Below are 26,077 nucleotides of genomic sequence, written 5' to 3' on the forward strand. Positions count from 1 at the left end.
TCCTGAAGTTGCCCTACTCCTACGGCTGGACGCAGCCAAGCGCCAATGCCATGATCGAGGCTTGTCATGCACGATCGGCATAAGCATGGAACTGGCGTGGCTGGACGACTTCATCGAGCTATCCGAGCGGCTGAATTTTTCCCGCGCGGCAGAGGCGCGCCACGTCACCCAGCCGGCGTTCAGCCGCCGCATCCAGGCGCTGGAATCATGGATCGGCACGCCGTTGTTCGCCCGCTCCACGCATGGCGTGACGCTGACGGCGGCAGGTTTGCATCTGCGCTCGCGGGCCGATGCGATGGCGCGCGACATCCGGCAATTGCGCTCGGAAGCGCTCGACGTCGCCGGCCGCGAGACCGCGGCGCTGTCGTTTACCGCGACCCACGCGCTGTCCTTCACCTTCTTTCCGAAATGGATTCGCGAGCAGGAACGCGCCGCGCCGCTCGGCACGCTGAATCTGATCTCCGACTCAATGGCGGCCTGCGAGCAGATCATGCAACGCGGCCGCGCCCAGTTCCTGCTCTGCCACGCGCATCGCAACAGCCCGAACCGGCTCGACGCCGACGGCTTTGACAGCGCGGTGGTCGGCCATGACGTGCTGATCCCGCTGGCCGCACCGGCTCCGGACGGCGGCGCGCTGTGGTCACTCGACGAGGCCACGAAAGCGCCGATCCCATATCTCGCCTATAGCGCCGAATCCGGCCTTGGCCGCATCGTCGCCGCCCACAAGGCGAGGAAGCGGCGCGCGCTCGACAACGTGTTTACCTCGCAGCTGGCGGCGACGCTGCATTCGCTCGCGCTGGCGCGACGCGGCATTGCGTGGCTGCCGCAATCGCTCGCGCAGGACGACATCGATCACGGCCGGCTGGTCGCCGCCGGCGGCCGGGCCTCGCGCATCGCGGTGGAGATCCGGCTGTACCGTCCGCACGCCCATCAGGGCCGCGCCGCGGAGGCGCTGTGGGCGCGGCTGAAAGTTTGACTTGAGTTGCAGCGTTCAGCGGCGCTATGCCGACGTTCACGCCGATGGTGATCCATGTCCGACCCCGCCGATGCCACCGAGATCAAGCCGCCACGCTGCGCCATGTGCCGTGGCCGCATGGTGCTGAAGAAGCGCGAGCCGCAGCCGAACGGCACGGAGAAACAAACCTTCGCCTGCCCGAAATGCGAACACGTCAAGGTGAAGCAGACCGAGGATCCGCTCAACCCGACCTCGCGACAGGCGCGACGCCGGCGCTAGCCCGCCTCCGCATCACCTCGTCCGCTTCACCAGTCCTGTTGTGCAGCAAAGCGCGCCACCAGGAAATCAATGAACAGCCGTACCTTGACCGCCAAATGGCGGGTCGGCGGATAGATCGCATAGAGCGCCAGCGATGGCGCCTTGTAGTCGGCGAGAAACGCTTGCAGCCAGCCGTCACGCATCGCGCGGCCGGCGATAAAGGTCGGCAGCAACGCGATGCCCCGACCTTTGACAGCGGCATCGCACAGCACTTCGGCATTGTTGGCGCACAGATTCCAGCTCGGCTGGATCCAGTGATCGCCATCGGCGCCGGTCAGCTTCCACTGGTTGCCGGTGAGCAGGAAGCCATAAGTCAGCAGCGAATGTTTTCGCAGTTCGGCGGGCGTCGCGGGCGTGCCATGCCGGGCGAGATAGTCCGGCGCGGCGCAGATCACGCGGTCGATGCCGACGATCCGTCGCGCGATTAAACTCGACGATTCCAGGTCGGCAATGCGCAGCGTGACGTCATGGCCGCCCTGGGTCGGGTCGACCTGGTCGTCCGACAGCACCAGATGGATCTGCAGTTCGGGATATTGCGCCATGAAGTCCGCAATCGCGGGTCCGAGCTGCAGCGTCCCAAAGGACATCGGCGCGTTCACGCGCAGCAGCCCGCGCGGCGTTGACTGGGCCTGCGCCACTGCCTGGTCGGCGGCGTCGAGATCGGCCAGCACCGACAGCGCGCGTTCGAAATAGGCCTGGCCGTTCTCGGTCGGGGCGGCGTGCCGCGTGGTGCGGTTGAGCAGCTGCACGCCGAGGCTCTGCTCGAGTTCGCCGACATATTTGGAGATCGCCGAGCGCGACAGCCGCAATTGCCGCCCGGCCTCGGAGAAGCTGCCGAGCTCGACCACTTTGACGAAGGCACGGAGGCTGCTGAGTTTGTCCATGATTGTCATCCAATCATAGACAATGATGCCATGAAAGGCCGGATTGTCTTATTTCGGCGCCTGCACAATTATCCCTGCAACGGAAGGCGAGCTGCCTCTGCCGAACAGGAGAACGACCATGTCAGGTATCCATCATGTCACCGCGATCGCCGGTAACGCGTTGCGGAACTTCGACTTTTACACCCGCGCCCTGGGCCTGCGCTTCGTCAAGAAGACCGTCAATTTCGACGATCCCGGCACCTATCACTTCTATTACGGCGACGAGGCCGGAAGCCCCGGTACCATCCTCACCTTCTTCCCGTGGGAGAATGCCGCGCCCGGCCGCGGCGGCGTCGGCCAGACCCAGCAGACCGCGTTTCGCGTCCCGGCCCGTTCGCTCGGCTACTGGACCCACCGCTTCATCGAGAAGGGCATCGCGCATGAGGCGCTGGAGAAGCGTTTTGGCGAATCCGTGCTGCCGTTCACCGATCCGGACGGCATGAGCCTGGCGCTGGTCGGCGTTCCCGGCGCGGAAGACGAGGCCGGCTGGAGCAATGGCGACGTGCCGCCGGAACACGCGATCCGCGGCTTTCACGGCGTGACGCTGCTGATCGACAAGGCCGAGAAGACCAGCGCGATCCTCACCGACGTGTTCGGCTTCGAGGAAACCGGCCGCGAGGGCTCGATCATCCGGCTCAAGGCGGATGCGGTGAATGGCGGCATCGTCGACATCTACGAGGCCGGCGGCTTCCTGCCGGGACGTCAGGGCGCGGGCTCGGTGCATCACGTCGCGTTTCGCGCGGTGGATGATGCCGACCAGGCCGAGATGTCGCGCAAGCTGATCGAGACGCACGGCCAGCATCCGACCGAGCAGAAGGACCGCAACTACTTCCGCTCGGTGTACTTCCGCGAACCTGGCGGCATCCTGTTCGAGATCGCCACCGATGTCCCCGGGTTCAATGTGGACGAGCCCGTCGAATCGCTCGGCGAGCACCTGAAGCTGCCGGCCTTCCTCGAGAAGTACCGCGCGGAAATCGAGAAGGTATTGCCGTCGCTGGAAAGGGAGCGCGCATGAGCAACGAGCTGTCCCACATCCATCGCATCGCCCCGGGCAACCGGCGCGAGGCTGCACCCCTGCTGCTGTTGCACGGCACCGGCGGCGACGAGAACGATCTGCTGCCGCTCGGCCAGGCGGTCGCACCGGGAGCATCGCTGCTGTCGGTGCGCGGCAAGGTGCTGGAACACGGCATGCCGCGCTTCTTTCGCAGGCTTGCTGAGGGCGTGTTCGACGAAGACGACGTTCGCCGTCGCGCCAACGAGCTGGCGGACTTCGCGCTCAAGGCCCGCAAGCGTTACGATCTCGCGGCACCTGACGGTTGCCACGCAGTGGCTGGAGCGTCAGTCAGCACTGGCTGTGCCGTAAACGAAAAAGCTGGCGGCATGGATGTCATGCCGCCGGCTCGTTTTGAACGCGTTGCGTATCAGCCCACTGCGGGCATCTGATCGATCAGCTTGTCCAGCGTGATCGGATAATTCCGCACCCGCACGCCGGTCGCATTATGGATGGCGTTGGCCACCGCGGCGGCGACGCCGCAGATGCCGAGTTCGCCGACGCCCTTGGCTTTCATCGGCGACGACATCGGATCGGTCTCGTCGAGAAAGATCACCTCCTGATGCGGGATATCGGCATGCACGGGCACCTCATAGCCTACCAGATCATGATTGATGAACATGCCGTACCGCTTGTCGATGAAGAGTTCTTCCATCAGGGCCGCACCGACGCCCATGGTCATCGCGCCGATCACCTGGCTACGTGCGGTCTTCGGGTTGAGGATGCGGCCGGCCGCGCACACCGCGAGCATGCGGCGGACGCGAATCTCCGCCGTCGCGATATCGACGCCGACTTCAACGAAATGCGCGCCGAAGGTTGATTGCTGCTCCTTCTTGGAAAGATCGCCGTATTCGATGGAATCTTCCGCGACGATTTCGGCATCAGATGCCGCCTGTCCGAGCGGCGCGCTGCGGTTGCCAGATGACACCTTGCCGTCGCTGAACGTGGCATCGGCCGAATTGAACCCGAGTTTCTGCGCCACGGCCTGTCGCAGCTTCACGCAGGCCGCATAGACGCCGGACGTCGAGTTATTGCCGCCCCACTGCCCGCCCGATCCGGCGGACACCGGGAACGACGAATCGCCGAGCTTGACCACGACCTTGTCGAGCGTGACGCCCATCATCTCGGCGGCGGTCTGCGCAATGATCGTATAGGAGCCGGTGCCGATATCGGTCATGTCCGTCTCGACGGTGACGATGCCCTTGCCATCGAGCCGCACGCGCGCGCCGGATTTCATCAGCATATTGTTGCGGAAGGCGGCGGCAACGCCCGTGCCAATCAGCCAGCGCCCGTCACGGCGCTGTCCCGGCTCCTTGTTGCGTTCGCTCCAGCCGAATTTTTCGGCGCCGATCCTCATGCACTCGTTAAGCTGGCGCTGCGAAAACTTCCGCTCCGGCTTCTCCGGCGTCACCTGCGTATCATTGAGCGCGCGGAACGCGACCGGGTCCATGCCGATACGCTCGGCCATTTCATCCATCGCGATTTCCAGCGCCATCAGGCCCGGCGCTTCGCCCGGTGCGCGCATCGCATTACCTTCCGGCAGATCGAGCTCGGCAAGCCGCATCGCCGTCATCCGGTTCGCGCCGGCATAAAGCAGCCTCGTCTGAAACACGGCCGTTTCCGGGTCGCCGCCCGGCAGATTGCCCGACCAGCTTTCATGGGCGATCGCCGTGATCTTGCCGTCCCGCTCGGCGCCGATCCGGATGCGCTGGATGGTCGCCGGACGGTGCGTGGTATTGTTGGCGATCAACGGCCGCTGCAGCGTCAGCTTGACGGGCCGGCCGGCCGCGCGCGCGCCGAGTGCCGCGAGCACCGCATCGGAGCGCACGAACAACTTGCCGCCGAAACCACCGCCAATATAGGGCGAGATCAGGCGTACGTTCTCCTTGGGGATGCCGAGGTTCTTGGCGACGTCGCCGACGCCCCAGGCGATCATCTGGTTCGACGTCCACAGCGTCAGCCGGTCGCCGTCCCATTTCGCGGTCGACGCGTGTGGCTCCATCATCGCGTGGCTCTGATCGGGCGTCGAATAGGTCGTATCTAGTCTGACCGGCGCGGATGCAAACTCGCCTGCGAAATCGCCGAACGACGAGTCCGGTGCCTCTTCACCTTCGCCCTTCGGCTTGGTGGCGCCGGCCTTGCCGGCGGCAAGATCGTAGGAGCCTTTTTCCTGGCTGTAGCTGACCTTGACCAGCTGCGCCGCGGCGCGGGCCTGCTCGAAGGTCTCGGCGACCACAACGGCGACCGCCTGATGATAATGCTCGATGGCCGGGCCGCCGAGCAGCGTCGCAACGTTCATCTTACCCTTGCCGAGCTTGCCGGCGTTCTCGGCCGTGACAATGGCCAGAACCCCCGGCGCGGCCTTGGCCCGGGCGATATCCATCGAAATGATCTTGCCCTTGGCGATGGCCGATCCGACGACATAGCCATAGGCCGCGTTGGGTACGTCGTCGTGCCGCTCATAGGCATAAGGCGCCGTGCCGGTGGTCTTCAGCGGACCGTCGATACGGTCAGCGGGATGTCCGATCACCTTGAGCTGGTCGATCGGGTTGGTCGTGGCGGGTGTGTCGAATTTCATGGCTCAGCCTTTCGCTTCGGCGAGGACCGACGCCAGCGTGCGTTCGACCAGCGTAAGCTTGAATGCGTTGTCGTGGGTCGGCTTGGCATCGGCCAAAAGCCGTGACGCGACAGCCTTGGCGCCCTTCGGCATGGCAGCCTCGGCGGCCTCGACACGCCACGGCTTGTGCGCCACGCCGCCGACGGCGACCCGGCCGCTGCCGTCCTTCTGCACGATGGCGCCGACCGAGATCAGCGCAAAGGCGTAGGACGCGCGGTCGCGCACCTTGCGATAGATATGCGTGCCGCCGACCGGCTTCGGCAGCATCACGGCCGTGATCAGCTCGCCCGGCTGCAGCGTCGTTTCGATATGCGGCGTGTCGCCCGGCAGGCGATGGAAGTCGGCGATCGGAATCGCACGGGTCCGGCCATCCGGCTTCACTGTCTCCACCGTCGCATCGAGGGCGCGCATGGCGATCGCCATGTCGCTCGGATGTGTCGCGATGCAGGCGTCGCTGGAACCGACCACGGCGAGTTGCCGGCTGACGCCCCCGATCGCCGAGCATCCGCTACCCGGCGTGCGCTTGTTGCACGGCAGATTGGTGTCATAAAAATACGGGCATCGCGTCCGCTGCAGCAGATTGCCGGCGGTCGTCGCCTTGTTGCGCAGCTGACCGGACGCGCCGGCGAGAAGTGCGCGCGACAGCAGGCCGTAATCGCGACGCACGCGCTCGTCCGACGCCAGCGCCGTGTTGCGCACCAATGCGCCGACGCGCAGACCGCCTTCGGGGGTCGGTTCGATCTTGTCGAAGCCGAGACCATTGACGTCGATCAGATGCGTCGGCGTTTCGATCTCGAGCTTCATCAGGTCGAGGAGATTCGTGCCCCCGGCGATGAATTTGGCGGCTTCATTGCCGGCAGAGGCCTTGGCGGCAGCCGCCGGTGACGCCGCGCGTTCGTATGTAAACGGTCTCATGCGGGCCTCCCGGACACTTCGGTCATCGCTTCGGCGATATTGGAATAGGCGCCGCAACGGCAGATGTTGCCGCTCATGCGTTCGCGCATTTCCTCGTTGGTCGCTTGCATCGGCTCCATCAGATCGGCGCTGACATGGCTGGGCTGGCCCGCCTTGATTTCGTCGAGAACCGCGACCGCCGAACAGATCTGGCCTGGCGTGCAATAGCCGCACTGGTAGCCGTCATGCTTGATGAAGGCGGCCTGCATCGGATGCAGTTTATCCGGCGTGCCGAGCCCCTCGATGGTGATGACCTTGTCGCCTTCGTGCATCACTGCGAGGCTGAGGCAGGAATTGATGCGCTGGCCGTTGACCATCACCGTGCAGGCGCCGCACTGACCGTGGTCGCAGCCCTTCTTGGTGCCGGTCAGATGCAGATGTTCGCGCAGGGCATCAAGCAGCGTGGTGCGCGTATCGACGTCGAGATTCTGAGCCGCGCCGTTGACGTTGAATGACACCTTGGACGTCGGTCCCGCCGTCGCTGCCGCCGGCGCGCTGCCCTGCGCCTGTGCGGATGACGGAGCCGCGCCTGCCGCGACCGATGCCCCGGCCACGATCAAAAGGTCCCGCCGTGAAATGGATAGGTCACCGGGTTTCTCCATGGGTAAACACCTCTGTTGACGGAAAACGGCAAGTCCGTCCGCTTTACAGGGCACTCAACGCGAAGGACCGTGGATGGTTCGAGGCCATTTCGACGCATCTGCAGCATGGCCACGAAACCCGTTTCTAAGCAGCGCGCGATACCACCTGACGGTGGCGGGGTATCCGTGTACACATTTTCGTGGGGCCTTCAGGGAGCGTGGGTCGCGGGCGATCACCCCGTTCACCGACGTGACGGCGCCCCGGCGGGTACCTGATTGTCTTCCTGCAACGGGAGGCATCCGACCGAAACGATCGAACTCGCGATGCGATCTTCACCCCATGAGCGCGCGACGCGCCGCCGCCGCGAGCCCTGTCGCCTGTCAAACAAAGCCGGCCCCGCGATTATCCAAGCCCATGGCATGTCGAATGGGACATGGTTGCGGCGTGATAACAGACGCCCGGCATTTAGAACTAACCTAAACTGTTTCCGTGGCGCAGCCTGGTCTTTACCGTTAGACATTTTTTGAAGTGGCTTGCGCTCCAGGCGTCCCGCTCACCGGAATCAATATCGCGGACTGTGTCGATGGATGGGCGGCCGAGCGCCTTCAAGAAGAAGCAGCGCGCTTTCTTTCTGAGGCAACTCTATCAGTGGCACTGGATCAGCTCCGGATTGTGCCTGATTGGAATGGTGCTGTTCGCCGTGACGGGGATCACGCTCAATCATGCCGGACAGATGGAATCGTCTCCATCGGTCGTGACGCGCGAAGGCCGGTTGCCCGCGGAGGGTCTGTACGCGCTTCGCCAGCAGCCCGCTGTCGCCAAGGCGCCGCTTCCGGCATCGGTCGCGACCTGGATCCAGCGCGACATGAGGATCAACGTGGCGGACCGCGACACCGAATGGTCGGCCAGGGAAGTCTATGTGGCGCTTCCACGGCCTGGCGGCGATGCCTGGATGAGCATCGATCGCGATGACGGCACAATCGCCTATGAGCGCACCGATCGCGGCTGGATCGCCTATCTCAACGATCTGCACAAGGGCCGCCATACCGGGGGCGTCTGGAGCTGGTTTCTCGATCTTTTCGCCGGCGCGGCGATCGTGTTTTGCCTGACCGGCCTCTTGCTGCTGCAACTGCACGCCACCAAACGCCCCGCGACATGGCCGGTGGTCGGCCTCGGCTTCGTGATCCCTGCTTTGCTGCTCGTCATCTTCATCCACCGCTAGAGGTTATCGATGCGTTTCGTCGTCACTGCCGCCATCTCGACCCTTGCCGCCGGCCCGTCCATCGCCAGCGAAGCCAGCATCAGCATCGATATCCCCCGCCTCAACGTGGTCGAGTATCACAAGCCCTACGTGGCCTTTTGGCTGGAAGGCGCCGATGGCGGCAAGGTCACCAATCTGGCGGTCTGGTACGACGTCAAGCACAAGGACAATGAGGGCAGCAAATGGCTGAAGGACATGCGGCAGTGGTGGCGGCGCACGGGCCGCGAACTGACGCTGCCCGTCGATGGCCTGAGCAGCCCGACCCGGGCGCCGGGCACGCACCGGATCGGCTTCAAGGCCGACGCCAAGCCGCTCACCGAACTGGCGCCGGGGAGCTACAGCCTGGTGGTCGAGGCGGCGCGCGAAGTCGGCGGTCGCGAACTGCTCCGCGTCCCCTTCGAATGGCCGCCGAAGGCGCCGGTGACGCTCGACGCCAAGGGCGAGAGCGAGCTTGGCGTCGTGACGCTGAAACTGGTGCCTTGATCGGCAGCCCCCTGAATCGAACATTGCAGCAACCGACGACAAGGGACATCGCCATGAACAACTATCTCAAGCTCGCTTTGCTCGCCTCCGCCATCACGCTCGGCTCCGTCGGAGCGCAAGCGCATCGGCAGTGGCTGCTGCCCTCCGCCACGGTACTGTCCGGCACCGACGCCTGGGTCACTGTGGATGGCGCGGTGTCCAACGACCTATTCTACTTCGAACACTTCCCGTTGCAGCTTGATGGCCTTTCGGTGCTCGCCCCGGACGGCAAGGCGGCCGCGGTGCAGAACCAGGCCAAGGGGCGCTACCGCAGCACGTTCGACGTCAAGCTCGACCAGCCCGGCACCTACAAGATGATGGTGCTGAACCAGGGCGTGTTCGCGAACTACAAGCTCGACGGCCAGAACAAGCGCTGGCGCGGCAAGGCCGAGCAGGTCGCGACAGAAATACCGGCCAATGCCACCGATGTGAAAATCTCCGAAACGCAGGGACGGATCGAGATCTTCGTCACGTCGGGCAAGCCATCTTCCGACACGTTCAAGCCAACCGGGGTTGGCCTCGAAATGGTGCCGGTCACCCACCCGAACAATCTGATGGCCGGCGAGAAAGCGACGTTCCGCATGGTGCTGGACGGCCAGCCCGCCGCAGGCCTGCCGATCGAGATCGTGCCGGGCGGCATCCGCTATCGCGACAAGCTGAACGACTTCAAGGCCACCACCGACGAGTCCGGCACCTTCACCGTGACCTGGCCGGGCCCCGGCATGTACTGGATGAATGCCTCCATCGAGGACAGCAAGAGCAAGATCAAGGACGCCAAGCGCCGCGCCGCCTACACCACCACGGTCGAAGTGCTGCCGCAATAAAGCGGTCGGATCTGTAGCGGTGACGACGATGGCACCGACCCGGGTGGCGATCCCCCTGCAGCTTTCCCGCGCCGCTCCGCTGCTGGCGCCGCTGCAGGATATTGCCGGCCGCACGATGGGCACGTCATGGTCGGTGAAATTCGTCGGCTCGGCCGCCGCGGCGCAGACGCTGCGACGGGCCATCGTGGGCGTGCTCGAACGGGTCGTGATGCAGATGAGCCCGTGGGACGCCGGTTCCGCGCTCAGCGAATTTAACGACGGACCTTTGGGCGAGTGGCACGAGCTGCCGCGCGAGTTCGCCACGGTGATGGCAGAAGCGCTTCGCATCGCCGGCGAATCCGACGGCGCGTTCGACCCGACGATGGGACCGCTGGTCGATCTCTGGGGCTTCGGGCCACAGGGGCGACCGCCGGCTTTGCCGTCCGCCGCCGACATCGCGCAGCAGCGCGGCATCTGCGGCTGGCGGCAACTCGAATTCGACGCATCATCACGACGACTGCGCCGCCTCTCGGCCTGTAGAATCGACCTCAACGGCATTGCCAAGGGCTTCGCCGTCGACCTCGCGATGACGACGCTGCGTCAGCACGGCATCCACCATGCACTGGTGGAGATCGGCGGCGAACTCGCCGGCGCCGGCCTCAAGCCGGACGGCACGCCGTGGTGGGTCGATATCGATAGGCCTTCGGCGTCGTCCGGCGTGCCTGCGTTGCGCGTCGCATTGCACGGGCTGGCGATCGCCACGTCGGGCTGCGAGCGCGGCTACGATGGCCCCGGCCGGCATCTGTCGCATACGATTGATCCGCGCAGCGGCGTGCCGATCGACAACGCCATGGTCACCGCCACCGTGCTGCATCAATCGTGCATGGCAGCGGACGCCTATGCCACGGCCCTAATGGTGATGGGCTTTGACGCCGGCATCGCCTTTGCCACGCGGCACAAGCTCGCCGCCGCCATCCGTTTCCATCGCGACACGATCGCCCTCGACGAGCGGCTGTCGCCGGCACTGCAGGCGATGCTGGACTGAGTCAGGTCGCGGCCCACTGCCGCAGCAGGTTGTGATACAGCGAGGTCAGCGACACCACCGAGGGATGCTCGGGATGATCGCCATTCAGGCGGATGATCGACATGTCGAGATCGAACATCATCGCCCGCCGCGTCACATCCGAGATCATGCTTTCGGTCCAGAAGAACGACGCGATCCGCGATCCGCGCGTCACCTTGGTGACGTGATGCAGGCTGGTGCCGGGATAGACGATCATGTCGCCCGCCGGTAGCTTCACGGCATGGGTGCCGTAGGTATCCTCGACCATCAGCTCACCGCCGTCATATTCCTCCGGAGACGACAGGAACAGCGTCGATGACACGTCGGTCCGCACCCGCACCGACGTGCCGGGAACGGTGCGGATAGCGTTGTCGACATGCGAGCCGAAGTTCATTTCGCCTTCGGCATCGTAGCGGTTGAACAGCGGCGGAAAGATCTTCTTCGGCAGAACCGCCGACATGAACAGCGGATGGCGGCCCAGCGCGTCGAGCACGATCTCGGCAAGCTCCTGCGCCTCCGGCGTGTTCTCGGGCAGTTGCAGGTTGCGCTTGACCTGCGCCGACTGGTGCCCGGCCGTGATCCGGCCATCCACCCAATTGGCGCGCGCCATCAGATCGCGGCAATAGCGGACCTGCTCGGCCGTCAAGACTTCGGGGATATGGACCAGCATGGGGATTCCTTGAAAACTACAGCCGGCGCCTCGCGGCGCCGGCTGCGACGGTCAGGATCGGCGTCAGAACGACGCGCGGCCCGACAGCGAAACGTAGCGGCCCTGACCGGGGATCGCGTAGCCAGCGCCCGCCAGCGAGTCGAAATAGTACTCGTCGGTGAGGTTGTAGATGTTGAGCTGCAGCTTGAAGTTCTTCGTAACCTTGTAGGCAGCCATGGCATCGAACCGCCAGTAGCTGGGAACGCGGGCATCGTTGGCGACGCTGGTCCAGCGCGAGTCCACGAATACCGCGCCGCCGCCGAGCGTGAACAGCGGAGTCACGTCGTAAGTCGACCAGATCGAGAACGAGTTTTGCGGCGTGTTGGCCAGTTCGTGGCCGATGTTGGCCGTGGTCAGCGAACTCACGAGCTCCGACTTCAGATAGGCATAGCCGCCATAGATGCTCCACAGGTCCGTCAGCTTGCCCGAGGCGCCGATTTCGAAGCCGGTCACCTGGGAATCGCCGATCGCGACATAGGCGGGCGGCGAAGTGCTGACCGACTCGTAATCGCCGGTCTTCTTGGTGCGAAACACGGCCGCATTGACGTTGAGGCGGTTGTTCAGCAGGTCGATCTTGGTACCGATCTCGTCGGTTTCGGACAGCACCGGAGCGAGCGACTGCTGGCCATTGGTGGTCGTCAGGAATTCGGCCGGCGGGTTGGCCGAGGTGCCATGCATGTAATAGACGCTCGAATTAGGCGTCGGATGCAGAACGGCGCCGGCGCGGTACGTGACGAAGCTGTTGTTGGACGACAGGTTCGTCGGGGCGGCAATGGCCCGGCCGTTGACGAACGTTCCGCTGCTAACAACGGCGCCCGTGCCCCGGTCGAACGAGTAGGCCCGGGTGTTGGCCTCGAAATTATCGAAGCGGACGCCGCCGAGCAGCTCCAGCCACTCCGTGACCTTGATCTGATCCTGAATATAGACACCCACCGTGTCCGATCTGGAAAGCGTGGCACCTGTCCTCGGATCCAGCGCGCCAGAAACGTAGGGCTTGGGAGCAGCAACATTGACGCGGTAGCCGTCGCCGAATTCGGAACGGTACTGCTCGCGGTTTTCGTGGCTGACCTCGACGCCGGCCAGCACATTATGCTCGAGGAAGCCCGTCGCAAACTTGGCGTTGAGATCGCTGACGTTGCTGATCAGTTCGTTGTTGGTCTGATTCTGGAAATGATTGGTGTTGGCGATCCAGATGCTGCTCAGCGGTGTGGCGCTGGTCAGCGGATTGCCCGGAGTAGCGAGCTGCGTGCCGCCGCTCGGGGCATTCCACAGATTCGACGTCGCGGTATTGAGGTTGCTGAGCTGCACCGGCCGGGTGCGGTTGAAGCGGTCGACATAGGAATAGCCGGTGGTGTTGGTGAACTTCAGGCCCGGCACGACATCATATTCGAACTTGTTGATCAGATTGTGCGCCTCGGTCTTCTCGACATCGTCCTGGCCGGGCGTTGCGACCCCGTAATAGGTGTTGCGCGGCACCGGCGCGGGCTGGCGGTAGCTGGTCCCGAAATAGGAACCGGGCAGCATCGGGATGCCGCGGTCGGCGATGTTGTCGTCCTTCTGGTAGATGTAGCTGAGCGTGTTCTTGGCCTTGTCGTTGATCTGGTACGAAATCGAAGGTGCAAAGCCGTATCGCTTGGTGTTAGCGAAGCCGCGACCGGCGGTGTCGGTCTCATAGGCCAGCGCGGAGAGCCGCACCGCCCAGTCGCCGAGCGTCTTGTTGACATCGACCGTGGCGCGGCCACCGGCCGCCGAGGTGCCGGTGCCTTCGACCACGTAGAAGTCACGGGCCTGCGGCAGCTTGGAGACGATGTTGATGACGCCGCCGGTCGAGCCGCGACCGAACGCGAAGGACGACGGCCCCTTGTAGACTTCGACGCGGTCGAAGCTGAACGCATCGCGGGCATACCAGCCGGGGTCGCGGATGCCGTCGCGGTAGATGTCGTTGCGCGCGGTATAGCCGCGGATATTGATCTGGTCGCCCTGCACGCCGCCCTCGCCCGCGGTGAAGGTGATGCCGGGCACGTTGCGCAGCGCTTCGACCACCGAGGTCGTGCGCTGGTCCTGCATCAGCTGCTGGCTGACGACATTCACCGTCTGCGGCACGTCGCGCAGCGGCACCGAGTAGCGCGACACGCCGGCCTGCGACGGCGTCATGTAGCCGGAGATACCGGCACCATCACCGATGATCGGCGATGCAACAGCGCCTCGGGGAGCGGCGGCCGCCACCGGTCTTGGCAGGGTTGATGCGGCACCGCGCTGCGCAGGCCTAGGCTTGGCGGCCTGCCGCTGCGGGGCCGTAATGCGCACCGGCGGCAGCTCCTGCGGCGTGGACGGCGGCGCGGCCTGCGCATCCGCCGAACTCGGTATCAGCATCGCGGACGCGATTCCGACAGTCGTCCGGCTCCAGGCGGCCTTCGAAACACCGTACACCTTGCTACGACCGACTGACCCTGCCGCACTGATGCCCATCGCTATATTTCCCATGATCGTCATTCCACGCAACGGCACAACACGACGCGCGCTCGCCCCGTCGGGTTACTATCTTTCGGAATGCGACGGAGCAATCGGTCCGGCGTGCCGGATGCCGCTGTTTATAGAGCTTCTATTTTGGCGAGGCCGGACGGACGATGCACCGGCTTATCGCCGCCGATTTAGATCGATTGTAGATTTTGCATTTCACTTTTTGTTTGACCCTCGACGCCGCGCCATCGACATAGTGACGAGCCGTGCGCTGCGCCGTTGCGAGCGGACCGACGGCGCGCCACCAGAGCACAGATGATCTTCCGTTTCGCCAAGCGCGCGTTTACGTCCCGATCCCAGCGGACGCTACGTCGCTATCAACACATCGTCGATACGATCCTTCGCCAGGAGGCCGCGCACCGCGCGTTGCCGGCCGCATCCTTGCGCGACCGCGCGCGGGCCTTGCGCCAGGACATCGACGATGGCACCGGCCTCGACGCCATCGTCGCGCCCGCCTTTGCGCTGGTGCGCGAAGCCAGCCGGCGCACCCTCGGCGAATTGCACACGCCGACCCAGCTCATAGCCGGCCTCGCGATGCACGACGGCTACATCGCCGAGCTGGCGACCGGCGAGGGCAAGACCCTGGCCGCGACGTTGACCTGCGCGCTGCGGGCCATGACCGGGCGCGGCGTGCACATCGCGTCGCCGAACGACTATCTGAGCGCGCGTGACGCCGCCTGGATGCGACCGGTCTACGAAGCGCTCGGTCTCAGCGTCGGACTGGTCAATCCGGAGATGGACGACGACGGCCGGCGGCATGCTTATGCCTGCGACGTCACCTATGGCGTGGCCAGCGAGTTCGGCTTCGACTACCTCCGCGACAACATGAAATATGGCGTCGCAGAGACCGTGCAGCGCGGTCGCTGGTTCGCGCTGATCGACGAAGCGGACGCGGTGCTGATCGACGAGGCGGCGATGCCGCTCGCTTTGTTCGGGCCGCTCGGCGATCATTCTGATTTCTACCGGACCATCGACGCGCATGTCGCGCGGTTGACCGCAGGCGATTTCCAGCTCGACGGACGGCGCCGCGTCGCGCTGACCGAGCACGGTTACGACCGGATCGATGAGGGGCTCAAGCAGGCCGGCCTGCTGAAGCCCGACCTGTCGCTGCATGTCCCGCAATCGATCAGCCTGCTGCACCACGTCGTCCAGGCATTGAGTGCGCGCACGATTCTGGTTCGCGACCGGGACTATGTCGTCAAGGACGGCGGCATCGTCATTGTCGATCAACTGACCGGCCGCCTTCTGGAAGGTCGTCGCTACGATGATGGCCTGCACCAGGCGCTGGAGGCCAAGGAGAATTGCGCGATCGGCGAGGAGACGCGCACGCTGGCATCCATCACCTTCCAGTCGTTCTTTCGCAAATATGATTCGCTGGCCGGCATGACCGGCACCGCGGTCGAGGATGCGGAAGAATATCGCGAAGTCTATGGATTGACCGTGCTGCCGATTCCGTCGCACCGACCTTCGCGCCGCATCGATGAGCGGGTCGACCATGCGACACAGGCCGACAGGCTGTCGGCCATCGTCGCGCAGCTCGAGCATGCCCATCGCAGCGGGCAGCCGGTTCTGGTCGGCGTGCCGGATATCGCCCAGTCCGAGCGCCTGGCCTCGGCGCTGCAATCCCGCGGATGGCGCGCCAGCCTGCGGCCGGGCGACCGGCATTTCGCGGTCCTGAGCGCCCGGCACCACGAAGCCGAAGCGCGCATCATCGCCCGCGCCGGGGCGCCCGGCGCCGTCACCATCGCCACGGCCATGGCCGGCCGCGGCACCGACATCAGGCTGGGCGGCGACGCCGCGCAGCGCGAGCAGGTGATCGCCGCGGGAGGGCTGCTGGTCATCGCGACGCAGCCGCATGAAACCGGCCGGCTCGACCGGCAGTTGCTGGGTCGGGCCGGACGGCAAGGCGATCCGGGACGAACCGTGCTGCACGCCGCATGGGACGACGATATCCTCCAGCCCGGCGAGAGCGGGCCTGCCTCGCACGAGCCGCGCCTCGACCGCGCCATCGCGGCGGCGCAGCGGCGCAATGGCAGCCGAAAATTCGACGATCGCCGCGCGTTGATGCGCTTCGACGGCATTGTCGAGCAGCAGCGCGCAACGATGCTCGCCCAGCGCGACATCATCCGCGATACCGCCGATCCGCTGGGCCTCGCACGGGATTTGCGGGACGACACGATCGACGACCTGCTGCAGCGATTTGCCAATGGACGACAGGCGCCGGATCTCATCAACCTCGATCTGCAGGTCCGCGCGATCCTGACACTCGCCATCGAATTTCCGCCAGCGATCGCCGACGACGTCCAACAGGCACGCTTGCGCCGCCGGCTGGTTTCGGCCGCGGACGAATGGATGGCCGGCAAGATCGTCGCCTTCGGAGAGGTACCGCTTGCCGAGGCGCTCCGCACGCTGATGCTGGCGCTGCTCGACCAGCTATGGAGCGAGCAGACGGCGCGCCTCGACCATTTGCGCCGCCGAATCGCCGACCGCCGCGTCAGTACCCATCTGGTTCATGCCGAATTCGGCGCCGAGGCCTTCGAGATGCTGGCCTGCTCGCTGCGCGAGTTCAGCCACGAGGTGACGACGCACGCCATGCGGATCGGCCTTCGCTGTAGCCCCTAGTCCGACGCCATGTCGATCCGCGACCAGTCGACGTAGAAGCCGTTCGGCGCCGAGAAATCCTTGATGCGCGGCGACAGCGCCCGCGGGGCGACTTCGTGGACCATGTAGATGAACATCGATTCGTCGACCAGCCGCTCATGCACCTTGGCAAGTGCCGCGTCGCGGGCTTCGGCATCGAAGTAGCACTTAGCCAATGCCTGCTGCAGCGTCTCGTTCATCGGCAGCGGCTGCATCATCGCAGAGCCGACCGTGGTGGTCAGGATCTTCACCGTGGCGCGCTTCTGCTCGGAATAGCCGGCCGCCTTCATAAGCTTGCGGCCTTCGTCGCCGTCGAAGCGCAGCTTAAGGCCAGGCTTGCCGAACCAGGGGTGGTTCGGCCGCATCATGCCGAAGGCGGGATCGGCGAGGCCGCCATTCAGCACCACGAGGTCGTTGCGGTCGGAGCACAGATTGGCGGCCTCGCGGACGCGCTTGCCCTGCCACGGCGAGCCGTCCAGCATCGACGGCTGCCACGGCCAGACATGCGAACTCTGGCTGGTCGCAATCTTGAAGCCGCGGGCGCGGATCGAGGCCACCGCGTCCGGCGCCGGCGCCTCGATGAGGTCAACCTGCCCGGTGAGCAACGCGGCGGTGCGCGCGTTGACTTCCGGAACCGGGACCATCACCAGACGGTCGATTTTCGCGACGCGCTTGCTGTCCCAGTATTTGTCGTTGCGCACCAGTTCGAGCCGCCCGCGCGGCACCAGTTTCGCCAGATGGAAGGCGCCGGTACCCGACGGGTCGGCGTTGAACTCGCGCCAGGCCGTGGCCGCGCGCTGCGCGGGATCGGTGATTTCGCCGGCCACCCTGTCGAACTTCGCCTGCCACTGTGTCGGCGACGCCATGAACAGATTGACGAGGTTGATTGCCAGAAACGAATCCGGCTCCGAGGTCGTGAACTCCACCGTCATGTCGTCGACCTTGCGCGCCGAGCGCAGCGTCGGCATGCGCGGCGCAGTCCAGCCCACCTGGCTCGGATCGTAGTGCGGCGATGCCTTGTCGAGCACCTTGCGCACGTTCCATACCACGGCGTCGGCGTTGAACGCCGAGCCGTCCTTGAAGGTGATGCCGGGGCGCAGCTTGAACAGCGATTTGGTTTTGTCGGTCGCATCCACCGCCCATTCGGTGGCGAGCATCGGCATGATGCTCGTGCCGGTCTCGTAGTCCCAGGCGGTCAGCGCATCATACAGCGTCAACCCGGTGAGGCGGTTGCCTTCGAAGGCCTGGTCGGGCTGGCCGTGGGTCTTCGGAATGTCGCTGGCCGTCATGCCTATCCGCAGCGTCTTTTCGGCGGCGGCGGGAAGCGCCAGACCAAGGTTCGCGCCAAGGGGCGGTCAGCAATGCAACACAGGTCAATCGATTGACCGAAATCATCTTCCACCCTTTGAAATCATTATCTTAGCGGTCGGATGATAATCTGAAGAAGATAGCTTTGGTTACAAGATCAATGTTCCGGCATCTGCCCCGTCCGCGAGGCAGCCAATTGCCTAGCAAACGTACTTCGGCGTGTAGTTGACGCACAATCTATGGTTGGACGAAGTATCGCCCTTCGAAGCTCGCGTGCGGACAACTAACCGGCGACTGCCGCCTCGAGTAGCTCGATATTCGGCACGGCTTCCACCAGCTCGCGCGTGTACGCCGTCTGGGGATTTTCGAACAGCGCGTGGCTTTCGCCCTCCTCGACGATCTCGCCGAGCCGCAGCACGATGGTGCGCTGGCACATCATGCGAACCACGTTGAGATCATGGCTGACGAACAGGAAGGCCAACCCGTCCTCGCGACGCAGTTTGTCGAGCAGTTGCAGCACCACCGCCTGAACGGAAACGTCGAGTGCGGCGGTCGGCTCGTCCAGCACCAACAGACGCGGCTCGCAGGCGATCGCGCGAGCGATACCGATGCGCGCTTTCTGGCCGCCGGACAGCTGGTGCGGGAAGCGTTCGAGCAGATGGGCCGGGAGGCCTACGCGATGCGCGCATTCCTGCACGCGCTGGCGCAAAGCGTCGCCGTTACGCATCCCGGCGAGGCGCATCAGGGGATGCGCGATGCAATCGAAGGCGGTGAAGCGCGGATTGAGGCTGTCGTTGGGATCCTGAAACACGATCTGGATATCGCGGCGCTGCGGCGCGCGGTGAAAGTCGCGCGACGGGATATGGCTGATCGATTCGCCGTTGAAATTGATGCTGCCTTCGCTCTGGTCGAGCAGCCGGCAGATCATGCGCGAGGTCGTGCTCTTGCCGGAGCCGCTCTCGCCGACCAGCCCGACGCTCTCGCCGGCGGCCATCACCATCGAGAAGCTCTTCAGCCCAATGGTGCCGTCGTCGAAACGCTTGACGAGATCGCGGACCTCCAGCAGCGGTGGCGCGCCATTCGCCGGCACGGCGCGCGGCAACGCCGGCACGGTCGCCAGCAGATTCTCGTCGCCGGTGACGAGATCCTCGACGCGCGACGTGGCGGTCGGCGACGCCGCCACGAGCCGCTTCGTGTACGGATGCTGCGGCGAGCGGAACAGCGTCAGCGCGTCCGCCTGCTCGACCAGCTTGCCCTGCTCCATCACAACCACGCGACGGCAGTAGCGCGCGGCAAGGCCGAGGTCGTGGGTGATCAGGATCGTCGCCATGCCGCGGGCGGCGGCGATGCTCGCCAACAGATCCATCACGATCTTCTGCGTGGTGACGTCGAGGCCGGTGGTCGGCTCGTCGGCGATCAGGAGCGCGGGATTGCTGGAGATCGCCATCGCGATCATCACGCGCTGGCACATCCCGCCGGAGAGTTCATGCGGATAGGCACTCATGCGCTTTTCCGGATCGCGGATCTGCACGGCGCGCAACAGGTCGAGCGCTTCGGCACGCGCTTCGTTCGCCGAGATTTTCCGATGCGCCAAGATGGCGTCGGCAATCTGCTGGCCGATGGCGCGGATCGGATTCAGCGCGCCGCGCGGGTTCTGGAAGATCATCGCCATCGCCGCGCCGTGCATCTCGCGCAGCCCGGCGCTGGACATCTTGGTGATGTCACGGTCGCGGAAGGTGATGCGGCCGGCGGTGATCTTGCCGGACGTATCGAGCAGCCGCGTCACCGCAAAGCCGGTGACCGACTTGCCGGAGCCGCTCTCGCCGACGATGCCAAGCGTTTCTCCCGCAGCGAGCGAGAGCGAGACGCCGCGCACCGCCTCGACCGGGCCGCGCCGGGTCGAAAACGTGACGTACAGATTGTCGATGTCGAGCAAAGGCTGCGTCATGTGCGCTGACTTACGTCCGCTGACGGGGATCGAGGATGTCGCGGAGCCCGTCTCCGAGCAGGTTGAAGCACAGCACGGCCAGCATCAGCGCCAGGCCGGGGAACGCCACCAGCCACCATTTTCCGGTGGAGATGAAGCGCGCGCCCTCGGCGACCATGATACCCCATTCCGGCGTCGGCGGCTTGACGCCGAGCCCGATGAAGGAAAGCCCGGCAGCGTTGATGATCGCCCAGCCGAGATTGAGCGACATCTGCACCACCATCGCCGGCAGCACGTTGGGCAGCAGGAAACGCAACACGACGGAGACGTGGCTCTCGCCGCTGGCGCGCGCGGCCTCGACCCAGCCGAGATTTCGGCGGACGTTCACTTCGGCCCGCGCGAAACGGATGTAGAACGGCAAATTGATGATCGCGGTTGCGATCACGATGTTCTCGACGCGGTTGCCGAGCGCCGCCACCATGGCCATCGCCAGCACGAACAGCGGAAACGCCATCAGCACATCGACGAAGCGGCCGACCGAGCGGTCGAGCCGACCGCCGGTGTAGCCGCACAGCGCGCCGATCACCGCGCCCAGCACGAAAGAGATGCTGACCGCCGAGACCGCAATCGCCAGATCGAGCTGGGTGGCGACGATAATGCGGCTGAACACGTCGCGGCCGAGCTGATCGGTGCCGGCCCAATGCGCCGCGCTCGGCGCCTGCAGCGCGTTGGCGACGTCGGAGGCGATCGGATCGTAGGGCGCGAGCCACGGCGCGAACAGGCCGACCAGAATCAGCAGGGTCGAGCCCACGGCGGCGATGCCGGTGATCGGATTGCCGCGCAGGACGAAGGCGGCATGTTGCAAGGTGGCGCTGTTCATCCGATGGAAATCCTGGGGTCGGCGATGCCATAGAGCACATCGACGACCAGATTGACGATGACGAACACGAACGCCATCAGGAGGACGAAGCCCTGCACCGGCGCGTAATCCGACGACAGCAGCGCATCGAGCGCATAAGAGGCGACGCCGGGCCACGAGAACACTTTTTCGACCAGCACGTTGGCGCCGAGCATGGTGGAGAACACGATGCCGGCGATGGTGATGACGGGCAGGATGGCGTTGCGCAGCGCATAGGTGACGACGATGCGCCACCACGACAGCCCGACCGAGCGCGCTGTGCGGACGAAATCGCTGCCCAGCGACGCCAGCATCGAGGCGCGGGTGATGCGCGCCAGAGGCGCGATCACGAACAGCGCCATGGTACAGGCCGGCAGGATCAATTGCTTGAACGCCGCCCACCAGCCGTCGAAGTCGCCGGCGAGCGCAAAGTCGATCAACAGAAAGCCGGTGCGCGACGGCGGCAGCGTCATGAAAATATCGACGCGACCGGTCGGATCGGGCGCGATGCCGAGCAGATAATAGAACACGTAGATCAGCAGCAGGCCGGACACGAAGGTCGGCACGCAGACCCCGAGCGCGCAGAACATTCGCACGCCGTGATCGATCATGGATCCCGGGCGCAAGGCGGCGAGAATGCCGAGCGGGATCGCCAGCACCAGCGCGATCAGCAGCGCCGAGAAGGTGAGCTCCAGAGAGGCCGGCAGCCGCTCTTTCAGATCCTTGGTGACGGCCTGCCCCGTCATCAGCGAGCGGCCGAGATTGCCGCGACCGACGTCGTAAAGATACAGCACGAGCTGGGTCGGCACCGGCTTGTCGAGGCCCATCTGCTTGCGGATCGTCTCGATCTCCTCCTTGCCGGCATTGGGGCCGGAGGCGAAGAACACCGCGGGATCGCCGGGCAGCACGCGCATCAGCAGGAAAGTAAAGACCAGCACACCGAACAGCGCCGGCAATGACGAAGCAAAGCGCCGGGCGGCGCGTTTCGCAGTCGAGGCCAGCTTCATCAACACCAATAGTTCGCCTTAAGCTGTTGCGTGGAATGGAATCGCAATGCCTACAACCGTCATTGCGAATTCTCTAAATTCCCAAGGCGCCGCGAGCGGCGCCTTGGCGGTTCGATCCGTTGCAGCCCTATCACTTCCGGCTGAGATCGCGATAGTCGACCTGACGGTGGAACTGGTAGGTGTAGCCGGTCAGCGTCGGCGCCATCACGGCGTCCTGGCTCGGCTGCCACAGCGGGATCTGCGGAATCTGGTCGAAGTTGATCGCGTTCAGCTTGACGCCGGCGGCTTCGTACTTGGCCTTGTCGGCTTCGAAGCGGGCTTCCTGCGCGATGGCGGTCAGTTCGGCATTGTCGATCGACGAGTAGTTCCAGCGCTGGTTACCAGTGTAGAAGTTGCGGTAGAAATAGTCCGTCGATGGCAACCAGGCGACGATGCCCTCGGTGAAGAACGGCAGCTTCTTCTCGGTGATCTGCGTCGACATCTGCGCGTCCGGCAGCTTCTGGATATCGACCTTGATGCCGATCTTGGCCAGCGATTCCTTCAGCAGCGCGGCCATCGGCTCGGCGGTCGCGGATTGTCCGACATTAAAGCTGAAGGTGGTGGAGAAGCCATCCGGAAAGCCCGCTGCCTTCAGGTAACCCTTGGCCTTTTCGAGATCGAGCTTGATCGGCTGCTTGATCGGGAACGCGCCTGATGGCGGCTTGCCGTCGGTCCAGGTCGCACCCGCCAGCAGGTCGCCGCGGCCGAACAGAGCCGCCTTGAACATATCGTCATAGGGCAGCGCATAGGCGACCGCGCGACGCACATCCGCCTTGTCGAAGGGCGGCATCTGGTTATTCATCGAGATGAAGGTGATGGCGTTATACTGCGGCGTCGAGACCACCTGCAGCTTGCCCTTTGCTTCGAGCGATTGCGCGTCGCTGGCCTGCAGGTCGATGACGATATCGACGTCGCCCTTTTCGACCAGATTGGCGCGGGTCGCCGCTTCCGGCACCGACTGCACGATCAGCCGCTTGAAGGCGGCCTGCTTGCCGCCGGCGCCGCGATTCCAGGCATCGTTGCGCTTCAGGATGACCTGCTCGCCGGGCTTGAAGCTCTCGATAATATAGGCGCCCGATCCGGCGGTGTTGTCCTTCAGCCAGGCCTGCGCCCAGGGATCTTCCTCGGTCGCGTGCGACTTGGCGAGTTTCGAATTGATGATGATCGGATAGACCGTGGCGAGGTTCGGCAGCGCCAGCTTGTCGGGCTTCGGCAGCGTCACTTCGAAGGTGTGCGGATCGATCACCTTGAACTGGCTGGCGTCGGTCAGCGAGCCCGTCAGCAACTGCGCCTTGCCGAGGATCTTGGCAGTGACGGCGCGGTCGAGCGACCATTTCACATCGTCGGCGGTGACCGGCGTTCCGTCCTGGAATTTGGCGTCCTTGCGCAGCTTGAAGGTGATCTTCAGGCCATCAGGGCTGACGTCGTAGGATTCGGCGAGCTCGCCGCGGACGGTGTCGAGATCGAACACCCATTTGCCGTTGAGCTGCTTGCGGCCGAACGACACCAGCCGGTCATAGGTGGAGAGGCTGACGGCGAAAGCTTCGCGGGTCGAGCCGGGAATGTTGGGATCGAGCGTATTGACCGACGCGCCGGTCACGTAGCGCAGCGTTTCCGCTCGGGTCTGCGCCTGCGCCGGGACGGCGGCCGTAAAAAAGGCTAGCGCCGCTGCCGCGCCCAGCATCTGCTTCGAAAACGAGAGTGTCATGGCTCGATCCTCTGAATGGAAATATCCCGGAAGATTGCGCGGTCTGACGCGCCAATTATTCGAAACCTAAAGCAAATAGTGCGCCAGAATCTGCAGCTCCTTCAAGCGGGCCTTGTCATCTTGGCCTGCTTCACGTCATAGGCCTGAAACGAGCACCAGTGATCCTCGATATCGGCTCGAAAAAATCCGCGCGTCAAGCCTTGGACCAGTTTGGGTACGGCGGTGGTCATGGCGTTGATCGACGAGCCGGACGCCCCGAAGCTCATGCTCGACGCAATTGCGAACAGATGGATGTCGGCGATCCACGGCGTTTCGCCCTTGACGCGTTCGGTCAGCGCGTAATCGTCGGCGAGATACGGAAATTCACCGAGGCGCGCGTTGCGCTCATCTTCCGGCGGCAGGTAGCGATCATTCCATCTGGCGATATTACCGGCGCAGTTCTGCAGCTCGCGCCGCCCGGCGAAATCCATCGCGATGCCGGTGCCGCAGATCACGAAGTCTGCCTCGTAAACCCCGGTCGGAGTTTGCAGCGCAACCGCGTCGCCGACCTGCCGCGCCGATTCGACGGGCGAGCCCTCGTGCAGATGAAAGCCGGCGTGGCGCGCGCAACGGTCCCAGGTCGGCTGCGGAAAACCCTCGCGCATCTCCAGCACGGTCTTCATGAAGCGCCAGCGCCAGGCGTCGTCGAGATCGCTGAAATGCCGCAGGAAGCCGCGGAAGGTCAGCCAGTGATACGGCTGCACGGTCTGCACTTCGGCACGCCGGCACAGCAGATGCACTTCGGCGCCGGCTTCCAGCGCGGTGGCGGCATTGTCGAAGGCGGATGCCCCGGCGCCGATCACGACCACACGCTTGCCACGCAATGCGGCGAAGTCCACGGGCTGGTTGCCGGTCACGCACAGCGACGACGGCAGATGGCGAAGCGGCTCCGGCATGATCCAGTTACCCATGCCCTCCTGCCCGGTCGCCAGCACGATTTTTCGCGCATAAAGCGTTTCGGTGCCGCTGGCGCTTTGCACGATGGCCGCGAGCAGCCCGTTTTCGGCCGGCGCGATGTCGAGTACGTCGCAGCCGTTGCGCACCGGGACATCGACCATGCGCCTGAACCACGTGAGATAGTCGAACCAGTGGCCGCGCGGGATGCGGTCGAGTTGCTCCCAATTCGCTCTGCCGAACGAGGCTTCGTGCCAGGACTGATAGGTCAGGCTCGGAATATCCAGATCGGGGCCGGTGAAATGCTTCGGGCTACGCAGCGTCGGCATCCGGGCGTAAGTCAGCCACGGGCCCTCCTGGCCTTCCTCGGCCTTGTCCAGCACGACGAAATTGGTGACCTGCGAGCGCAGCAGGCCGAAGCCGATGGCGAGGCCCGACTGGCCGGCGCCGACCACCAGCACATCGAGCGCGGGCTGGCCGTTGGCGCCCTGCTTCGGCTTCAGCCAGGGCATGTTGGGATGCGCGGTCTTGTACAGATCGTCGCGCACCCGTGCTTCGAGGGCGGTGAGCGCGTCGGTCATGCCGCGAGCCAGCCGCCATCGACGGGTAGCACCGTGCCGGTGGTGAAGGACGATGCGTCGCTCGCCAGGAACAACGCGGCCTCGGCGACTTCCACCGCCTCGCCGAATCGCTTCATGGCGTGGCGGTTGCGCGAGGCTTCGCGGACCGGATCGGGATCGGCGTGGCGCGCGAAGCTGCGGCGCAGCAGCGGGGTGTCGATGGCGCCGGGCGCAATCGCGTTGACGCGAATGCCGTCGGTCGCAAAATCCACCGCCATCGTCTGGGTCAGGCTGATGATCGCGCCCTTGGAGGCAATATAGGCCGCGTTGCCCTTGCCGCCGGCGATCGCCAGTTGCGAGGCCACGGTGACGATCGAACCCTTGCCCTGCTTCTGCATCTGCGGGATCGCCGCGCGCGCCCACAGCCAGGTGCCGCCGACATTGGTGCGGAATACCGCGTCCCAGTCTGCCGGCGAGGTGGTCAGCACGGTGCCGCCGACCGAGAAGCCGGCCGAAGTCATGAGAATGTCGAGCCGGCCGTGCTGCCCGACGACGTAATCGACGGTGGCCTGCGCGTAATCGCCATCGCCGACGTCGCCGACATGCAGCGAGGCGGTGCCGCCGGCGTCGCGGATCTCCGCGACGGTTTCCTGCAACATCGCCTCGTCACGATCGACCACGGCGACGACAGCGCCTTCGCGCGCGAACAACAGCGCGCTGGCGCGGCCGATGCCGGAGCCGCCGCCGGTGACGATCGCCGTGCGTCCCTGCAGTCTCAT

The 26,077-nt window shown here is 64.9% G+C and carries 21 protein-coding genes and 1 pseudogene; 9 read left to right on the plus strand and 13 right to left on the minus strand.

The window, feature by feature from the left end; all coding sequences use genetic code 11:
- The first annotated feature begins 85 nt into the window (after positions 1–85).
- A complete protein-coding gene (locus FIU28_RS00980; RefSeq protein ID WP_143571250.1) occupies positions 86–976 on the plus strand; it encodes a LysR family transcriptional regulator in 891 nt (296 codons plus the stop codon).
- Positions 977–1,030: 54 nt separating this feature from the next.
- Complete coding sequence (locus FIU28_RS00985) at positions 1,031–1,234, plus strand: hypothetical protein (protein WP_143571251.1); 204 nt, start codon at positions 1,031–1,033, stop codon at positions 1,232–1,234.
- A gap of 26 nt (positions 1,235–1,260) precedes the next feature.
- Here FIU28_RS00985 and FIU28_RS00990 read toward each other — a convergent pair whose 3' ends face one another.
- Positions 1,261–2,157 carry a LysR family transcriptional regulator gene (locus FIU28_RS00990; protein WP_143571252.1) on the minus strand — a complete coding sequence of 299 codons (897 nt, stop codon included), beginning with the start codon at positions 2,155–2,157 and terminating at the stop codon, positions 1,261–1,263.
- A gap of 118 nt (positions 2,158–2,275) precedes the next feature.
- Here FIU28_RS00990 and FIU28_RS00995 point away from each other — a divergent pair, with 118 nt between their 5' ends.
- Both FIU28_RS00995 and FIU28_RS01000 read left to right on the plus strand, forming a co-directional pair.
- A complete protein-coding gene (locus FIU28_RS00995; protein ID WP_143571253.1) occupies positions 2,276–3,211 on the plus strand; it encodes a ring-cleaving dioxygenase in 936 nt (311 codons plus the stop codon).
- A pseudogene (locus FIU28_RS01000) lies at positions 3,208–3,543 on the plus strand (alpha/beta hydrolase); the annotation flags it as partial. The gene FIU28_RS00995 and the pseudogene FIU28_RS01000, both read left to right, overlap by 4 nt.
- Before the next feature lie 74 nt (positions 3,544–3,617).
- On the opposite strand, the gene paoC reads toward FIU28_RS01000, so the two are convergent.
- The 3 genes from paoC to paoA are packed head-to-tail and all read right to left on the minus strand — an operon-like array spanning position 3,618 to position 7,420.
- Positions 3,618–5,825 (minus strand): aldehyde oxidoreductase molybdenum-binding subunit PaoC, encoded by a 2,208-nt coding sequence (gene paoC / locus FIU28_RS01005; protein ID WP_143571254.1) that lies wholly within the window; start codon positions 5,823–5,825, stop codon positions 3,618–3,620.
- A gap of 3 nt (positions 5,826–5,828) precedes the next feature.
- Complete coding sequence (locus FIU28_RS01010) at positions 5,829–6,779, minus strand: FAD binding domain-containing protein (RefSeq protein WP_143571255.1); 951 nt, start codon at positions 6,777–6,779, stop codon at positions 5,829–5,831.
- Positions 6,776–7,420 carry an aldehyde dehydrogenase iron-sulfur subunit PaoA gene (paoA, locus tag FIU28_RS01015; RefSeq protein WP_143571256.1) on the minus strand — a complete coding sequence of 215 codons (645 nt, stop codon included), beginning with the start codon at positions 7,418–7,420 and terminating at the stop codon, positions 6,776–6,778. The genes FIU28_RS01010 and paoA overlap by 4 nt, the downstream gene beginning before the upstream one ends.
- A 563-nt stretch (positions 7,421–7,983) precedes the next feature.
- On the opposite strand from paoA, the gene FIU28_RS01020 reads away from it, so the two are divergent.
- From FIU28_RS01020 to FIU28_RS01035, 4 genes are read left to right on the plus strand one after another with little or no spacing between them, the layout of a single operon-like run.
- Positions 7,984–8,622 carry a PepSY-associated TM helix domain-containing protein gene (locus FIU28_RS01020; protein WP_143571257.1) on the plus strand — a complete coding sequence of 213 codons (639 nt, stop codon included), beginning with the start codon at positions 7,984–7,986 and terminating at the stop codon, positions 8,620–8,622.
- 9 nt (positions 8,623–8,631) lie between these two features.
- Positions 8,632–9,144, plus strand: a complete 513-nt coding sequence (locus tag FIU28_RS01025) for a DUF2271 domain-containing protein (RefSeq protein ID WP_143571258.1) — start codon at positions 8,632–8,634, stop codon at positions 9,142–9,144.
- 53 nt (positions 9,145–9,197) lie between these two features.
- On the plus strand, positions 9,198–10,007 hold the full coding sequence (locus tag FIU28_RS01030) for a DUF4198 domain-containing protein (protein ID WP_143571259.1): 810 nt from the start codon (positions 9,198–9,200) through the stop codon (positions 10,005–10,007).
- 28 nt (positions 10,008–10,035) lie between these two features.
- The gene (locus tag FIU28_RS01035; protein WP_143575973.1) at positions 10,036–11,031 is read left to right on the plus strand and encodes an FAD:protein FMN transferase; all 996 of its coding nucleotides are present in this window, start codon (positions 10,036–10,038) and stop codon (positions 11,029–11,031) included.
- A 1-nt stretch (position 11,032) separates the two neighbouring features.
- Here the strand turns inward: FIU28_RS01035 and FIU28_RS01040 are convergent, their stop codons facing one another.
- Together FIU28_RS01040 and FIU28_RS01045 are read right to left on the minus strand one after the other, a co-directional pair.
- Entirely contained in the window at positions 11,033–11,719 is a 687-nt protein-coding gene (locus tag FIU28_RS01040; protein WP_143571260.1) for a Fe2+-dependent dioxygenase, read from the minus strand.
- A 63-nt stretch (positions 11,720–11,782) separates the two neighbouring features.
- Complete coding sequence (locus FIU28_RS01045; RefSeq protein ID WP_168202826.1) at positions 11,783–14,131, minus strand: TonB-dependent receptor; 2,349 nt, start codon at positions 14,129–14,131, stop codon at positions 11,783–11,785.
- 402 nt (positions 14,132–14,533) lie between these two features.
- On the opposite strand from FIU28_RS01045, the gene FIU28_RS01050 reads away from it, so the two are divergent.
- Positions 14,534–16,900 carry a preprotein translocase subunit SecA gene (locus tag FIU28_RS01050; RefSeq protein WP_143571262.1) on the plus strand — a complete coding sequence of 789 codons (2,367 nt, stop codon included), beginning with the start codon at positions 14,534–14,536 and terminating at the stop codon, positions 16,898–16,900.
- Here the strand turns inward: FIU28_RS01050 and FIU28_RS01055 are convergent.
- From FIU28_RS01055 to FIU28_RS01085, 7 genes are all read right to left on the minus strand, one after another.
- Positions 16,897–18,207, minus strand: a complete 1,311-nt coding sequence (locus tag FIU28_RS01055; protein ID WP_143571263.1) for an ABC transporter substrate-binding protein — start codon at positions 18,205–18,207, stop codon at positions 16,897–16,899. The two genes, FIU28_RS01050 and FIU28_RS01055, sit on opposite strands and share 4 nt — an antisense overlap.
- Positions 18,208–18,509: 302 nt before the next feature.
- Positions 18,510–20,174, minus strand: a complete 1,665-nt coding sequence (gene nikE, locus FIU28_RS01060; RefSeq protein ID WP_143571264.1) for a nickel ABC transporter ATP-binding protein NikE — start codon at positions 20,172–20,174, stop codon at positions 18,510–18,512.
- A gap of 10 nt (positions 20,175–20,184) precedes the next feature.
- Complete coding sequence (locus FIU28_RS01065) at positions 20,185–21,033, minus strand: ABC transporter permease (protein WP_143571265.1); 849 nt, start codon at positions 21,031–21,033, stop codon at positions 20,185–20,187.
- Complete coding sequence (locus FIU28_RS01070) at positions 21,030–22,058, minus strand: ABC transporter permease (RefSeq protein ID WP_143575974.1); 1,029 nt, start codon at positions 22,056–22,058, stop codon at positions 21,030–21,032. The genes FIU28_RS01065 and FIU28_RS01070 overlap by 4 nt, the downstream gene beginning before the upstream one ends.
- Before the next feature lie 130 nt (positions 22,059–22,188).
- Positions 22,189–23,805, minus strand: a complete 1,617-nt coding sequence (locus FIU28_RS01075; protein ID WP_143571266.1) for an ABC transporter substrate-binding protein — start codon at positions 23,803–23,805, stop codon at positions 22,189–22,191.
- 101 nt (positions 23,806–23,906) lie between these two features.
- Positions 23,907–25,319 carry an NAD(P)-binding domain-containing protein gene (locus FIU28_RS01080; RefSeq protein ID WP_143571267.1) on the minus strand — a complete coding sequence of 471 codons (1,413 nt, stop codon included), beginning with the start codon at positions 25,317–25,319 and terminating at the stop codon, positions 23,907–23,909.
- The gene (locus FIU28_RS01085; protein WP_143571268.1) at positions 25,316–26,077 is read right to left on the minus strand and encodes an SDR family oxidoreductase; all 762 of its coding nucleotides are present in this window, start codon (positions 26,075–26,077) and stop codon (positions 25,316–25,318) included. Before FIU28_RS01085 ends, FIU28_RS01080 begins: the two co-directional genes overlap by 4 nt.

This window comes from Tardiphaga sp. vice154 (assembly GCF_007018645.1).
GTDB lineage: Bacteria > Pseudomonadota > Alphaproteobacteria > Rhizobiales > Xanthobacteraceae > Tardiphaga.

Bases quoted from the DNA above. Each gene is read 5' to 3' on its own strand.
- FIU28_RS00985 (WP_143571251.1), top strand. From the start codon at position 1,031: ATGTCCGACCCCGCCGATGCCACCGAGATCAAGCCGCCACGCTGCGCC.
- FIU28_RS01035 (WP_143575973.1), top strand. From the start codon at position 10,036: ATGGCACCGACCCGGGTGGCGATCCCCCTGCAGCTTTCCCGCGCCGCT.
- FIU28_RS00990 (WP_143571252.1), bottom strand. From the start codon at position 2,157: ATGGACAAACTCAGCAGCCTCCGTGCCTTCGTCAAAGTGGTCGAGCTC.
- FIU28_RS01025 (WP_143571258.1), top strand. From the start codon at position 8,632: ATGCGTTTCGTCGTCACTGCCGCCATCTCGACCCTTGCCGCCGGCCCG.
- FIU28_RS01030 (WP_143571259.1), top strand. From the start codon at position 9,198: ATGAACAACTATCTCAAGCTCGCTTTGCTCGCCTCCGCCATCACGCTC.
- FIU28_RS01065 (WP_143571265.1), bottom strand. From the start codon at position 21,033: ATGAACAGCGCCACCTTGCAACATGCCGCCTTCGTCCTGCGCGGCAAT.
- paoC (WP_143571254.1), bottom strand. From the start codon at position 5,825: ATGAAATTCGACACACCCGCCACGACCAACCCGATCGACCAGCTCAAG.
- FIU28_RS01070 (WP_143575974.1), bottom strand. From the start codon at position 22,058: ATGAAGCTGGCCTCGACTGCGAAACGCGCCGCCCGGCGCTTTGCTTCG.
- nikE (WP_143571264.1), bottom strand. From the start codon at position 20,174: ATGACGCAGCCTTTGCTCGACATCGACAATCTGTACGTCACGTTTTCG.
- FIU28_RS01040 (WP_143571260.1), bottom strand. From the start codon at position 11,719: ATGCTGGTCCATATCCCCGAAGTCTTGACGGCCGAGCAGGTCCGCTAT.
- FIU28_RS01045 (WP_168202826.1), bottom strand. From the start codon at position 14,131: ATGCTGATACCGAGTTCGGCGGATGCGCAGGCCGCGCCGCCGTCCACG.
- FIU28_RS01010 (WP_143571255.1), bottom strand. From the start codon at position 6,779: ATGAGACCGTTTACATACGAACGCGCGGCGTCACCGGCGGCTGCCGCC.
- paoA (WP_143571256.1), bottom strand. From the start codon at position 7,420: ATGGAGAAACCCGGTGACCTATCCATTTCACGGCGGGACCTTTTGATC.
- FIU28_RS00995 (WP_143571253.1), top strand. From the start codon at position 2,276: ATGTCAGGTATCCATCATGTCACCGCGATCGCCGGTAACGCGTTGCGG.
- FIU28_RS01020 (WP_143571257.1), top strand. From the start codon at position 7,984: ATGGATGGGCGGCCGAGCGCCTTCAAGAAGAAGCAGCGCGCTTTCTTT.
- FIU28_RS01075 (WP_143571266.1), bottom strand. From the start codon at position 23,805: ATGACACTCTCGTTTTCGAAGCAGATGCTGGGCGCGGCAGCGGCGCTA.
- FIU28_RS01050 (WP_143571262.1), top strand. From the start codon at position 14,534: ATGATCTTCCGTTTCGCCAAGCGCGCGTTTACGTCCCGATCCCAGCGG.
- FIU28_RS00980 (WP_143571250.1), top strand. From the start codon at position 86: ATGGAACTGGCGTGGCTGGACGACTTCATCGAGCTATCCGAGCGGCTG.
- FIU28_RS01055 (WP_143571263.1), bottom strand. From the start codon at position 18,207: ATGACGGCCAGCGACATTCCGAAGACCCACGGCCAGCCCGACCAGGCC.
- FIU28_RS01085 (WP_143571268.1), bottom strand. From the start codon at position 26,077: ATGAGACTGCAGGGACGCACGGCGATCGTCACCGGCGGCGGCTCCGGC.
- FIU28_RS01080 (WP_143571267.1), bottom strand. From the start codon at position 25,319: ATGACCGACGCGCTCACCGCCCTCGAAGCACGGGTGCGCGACGATCTG.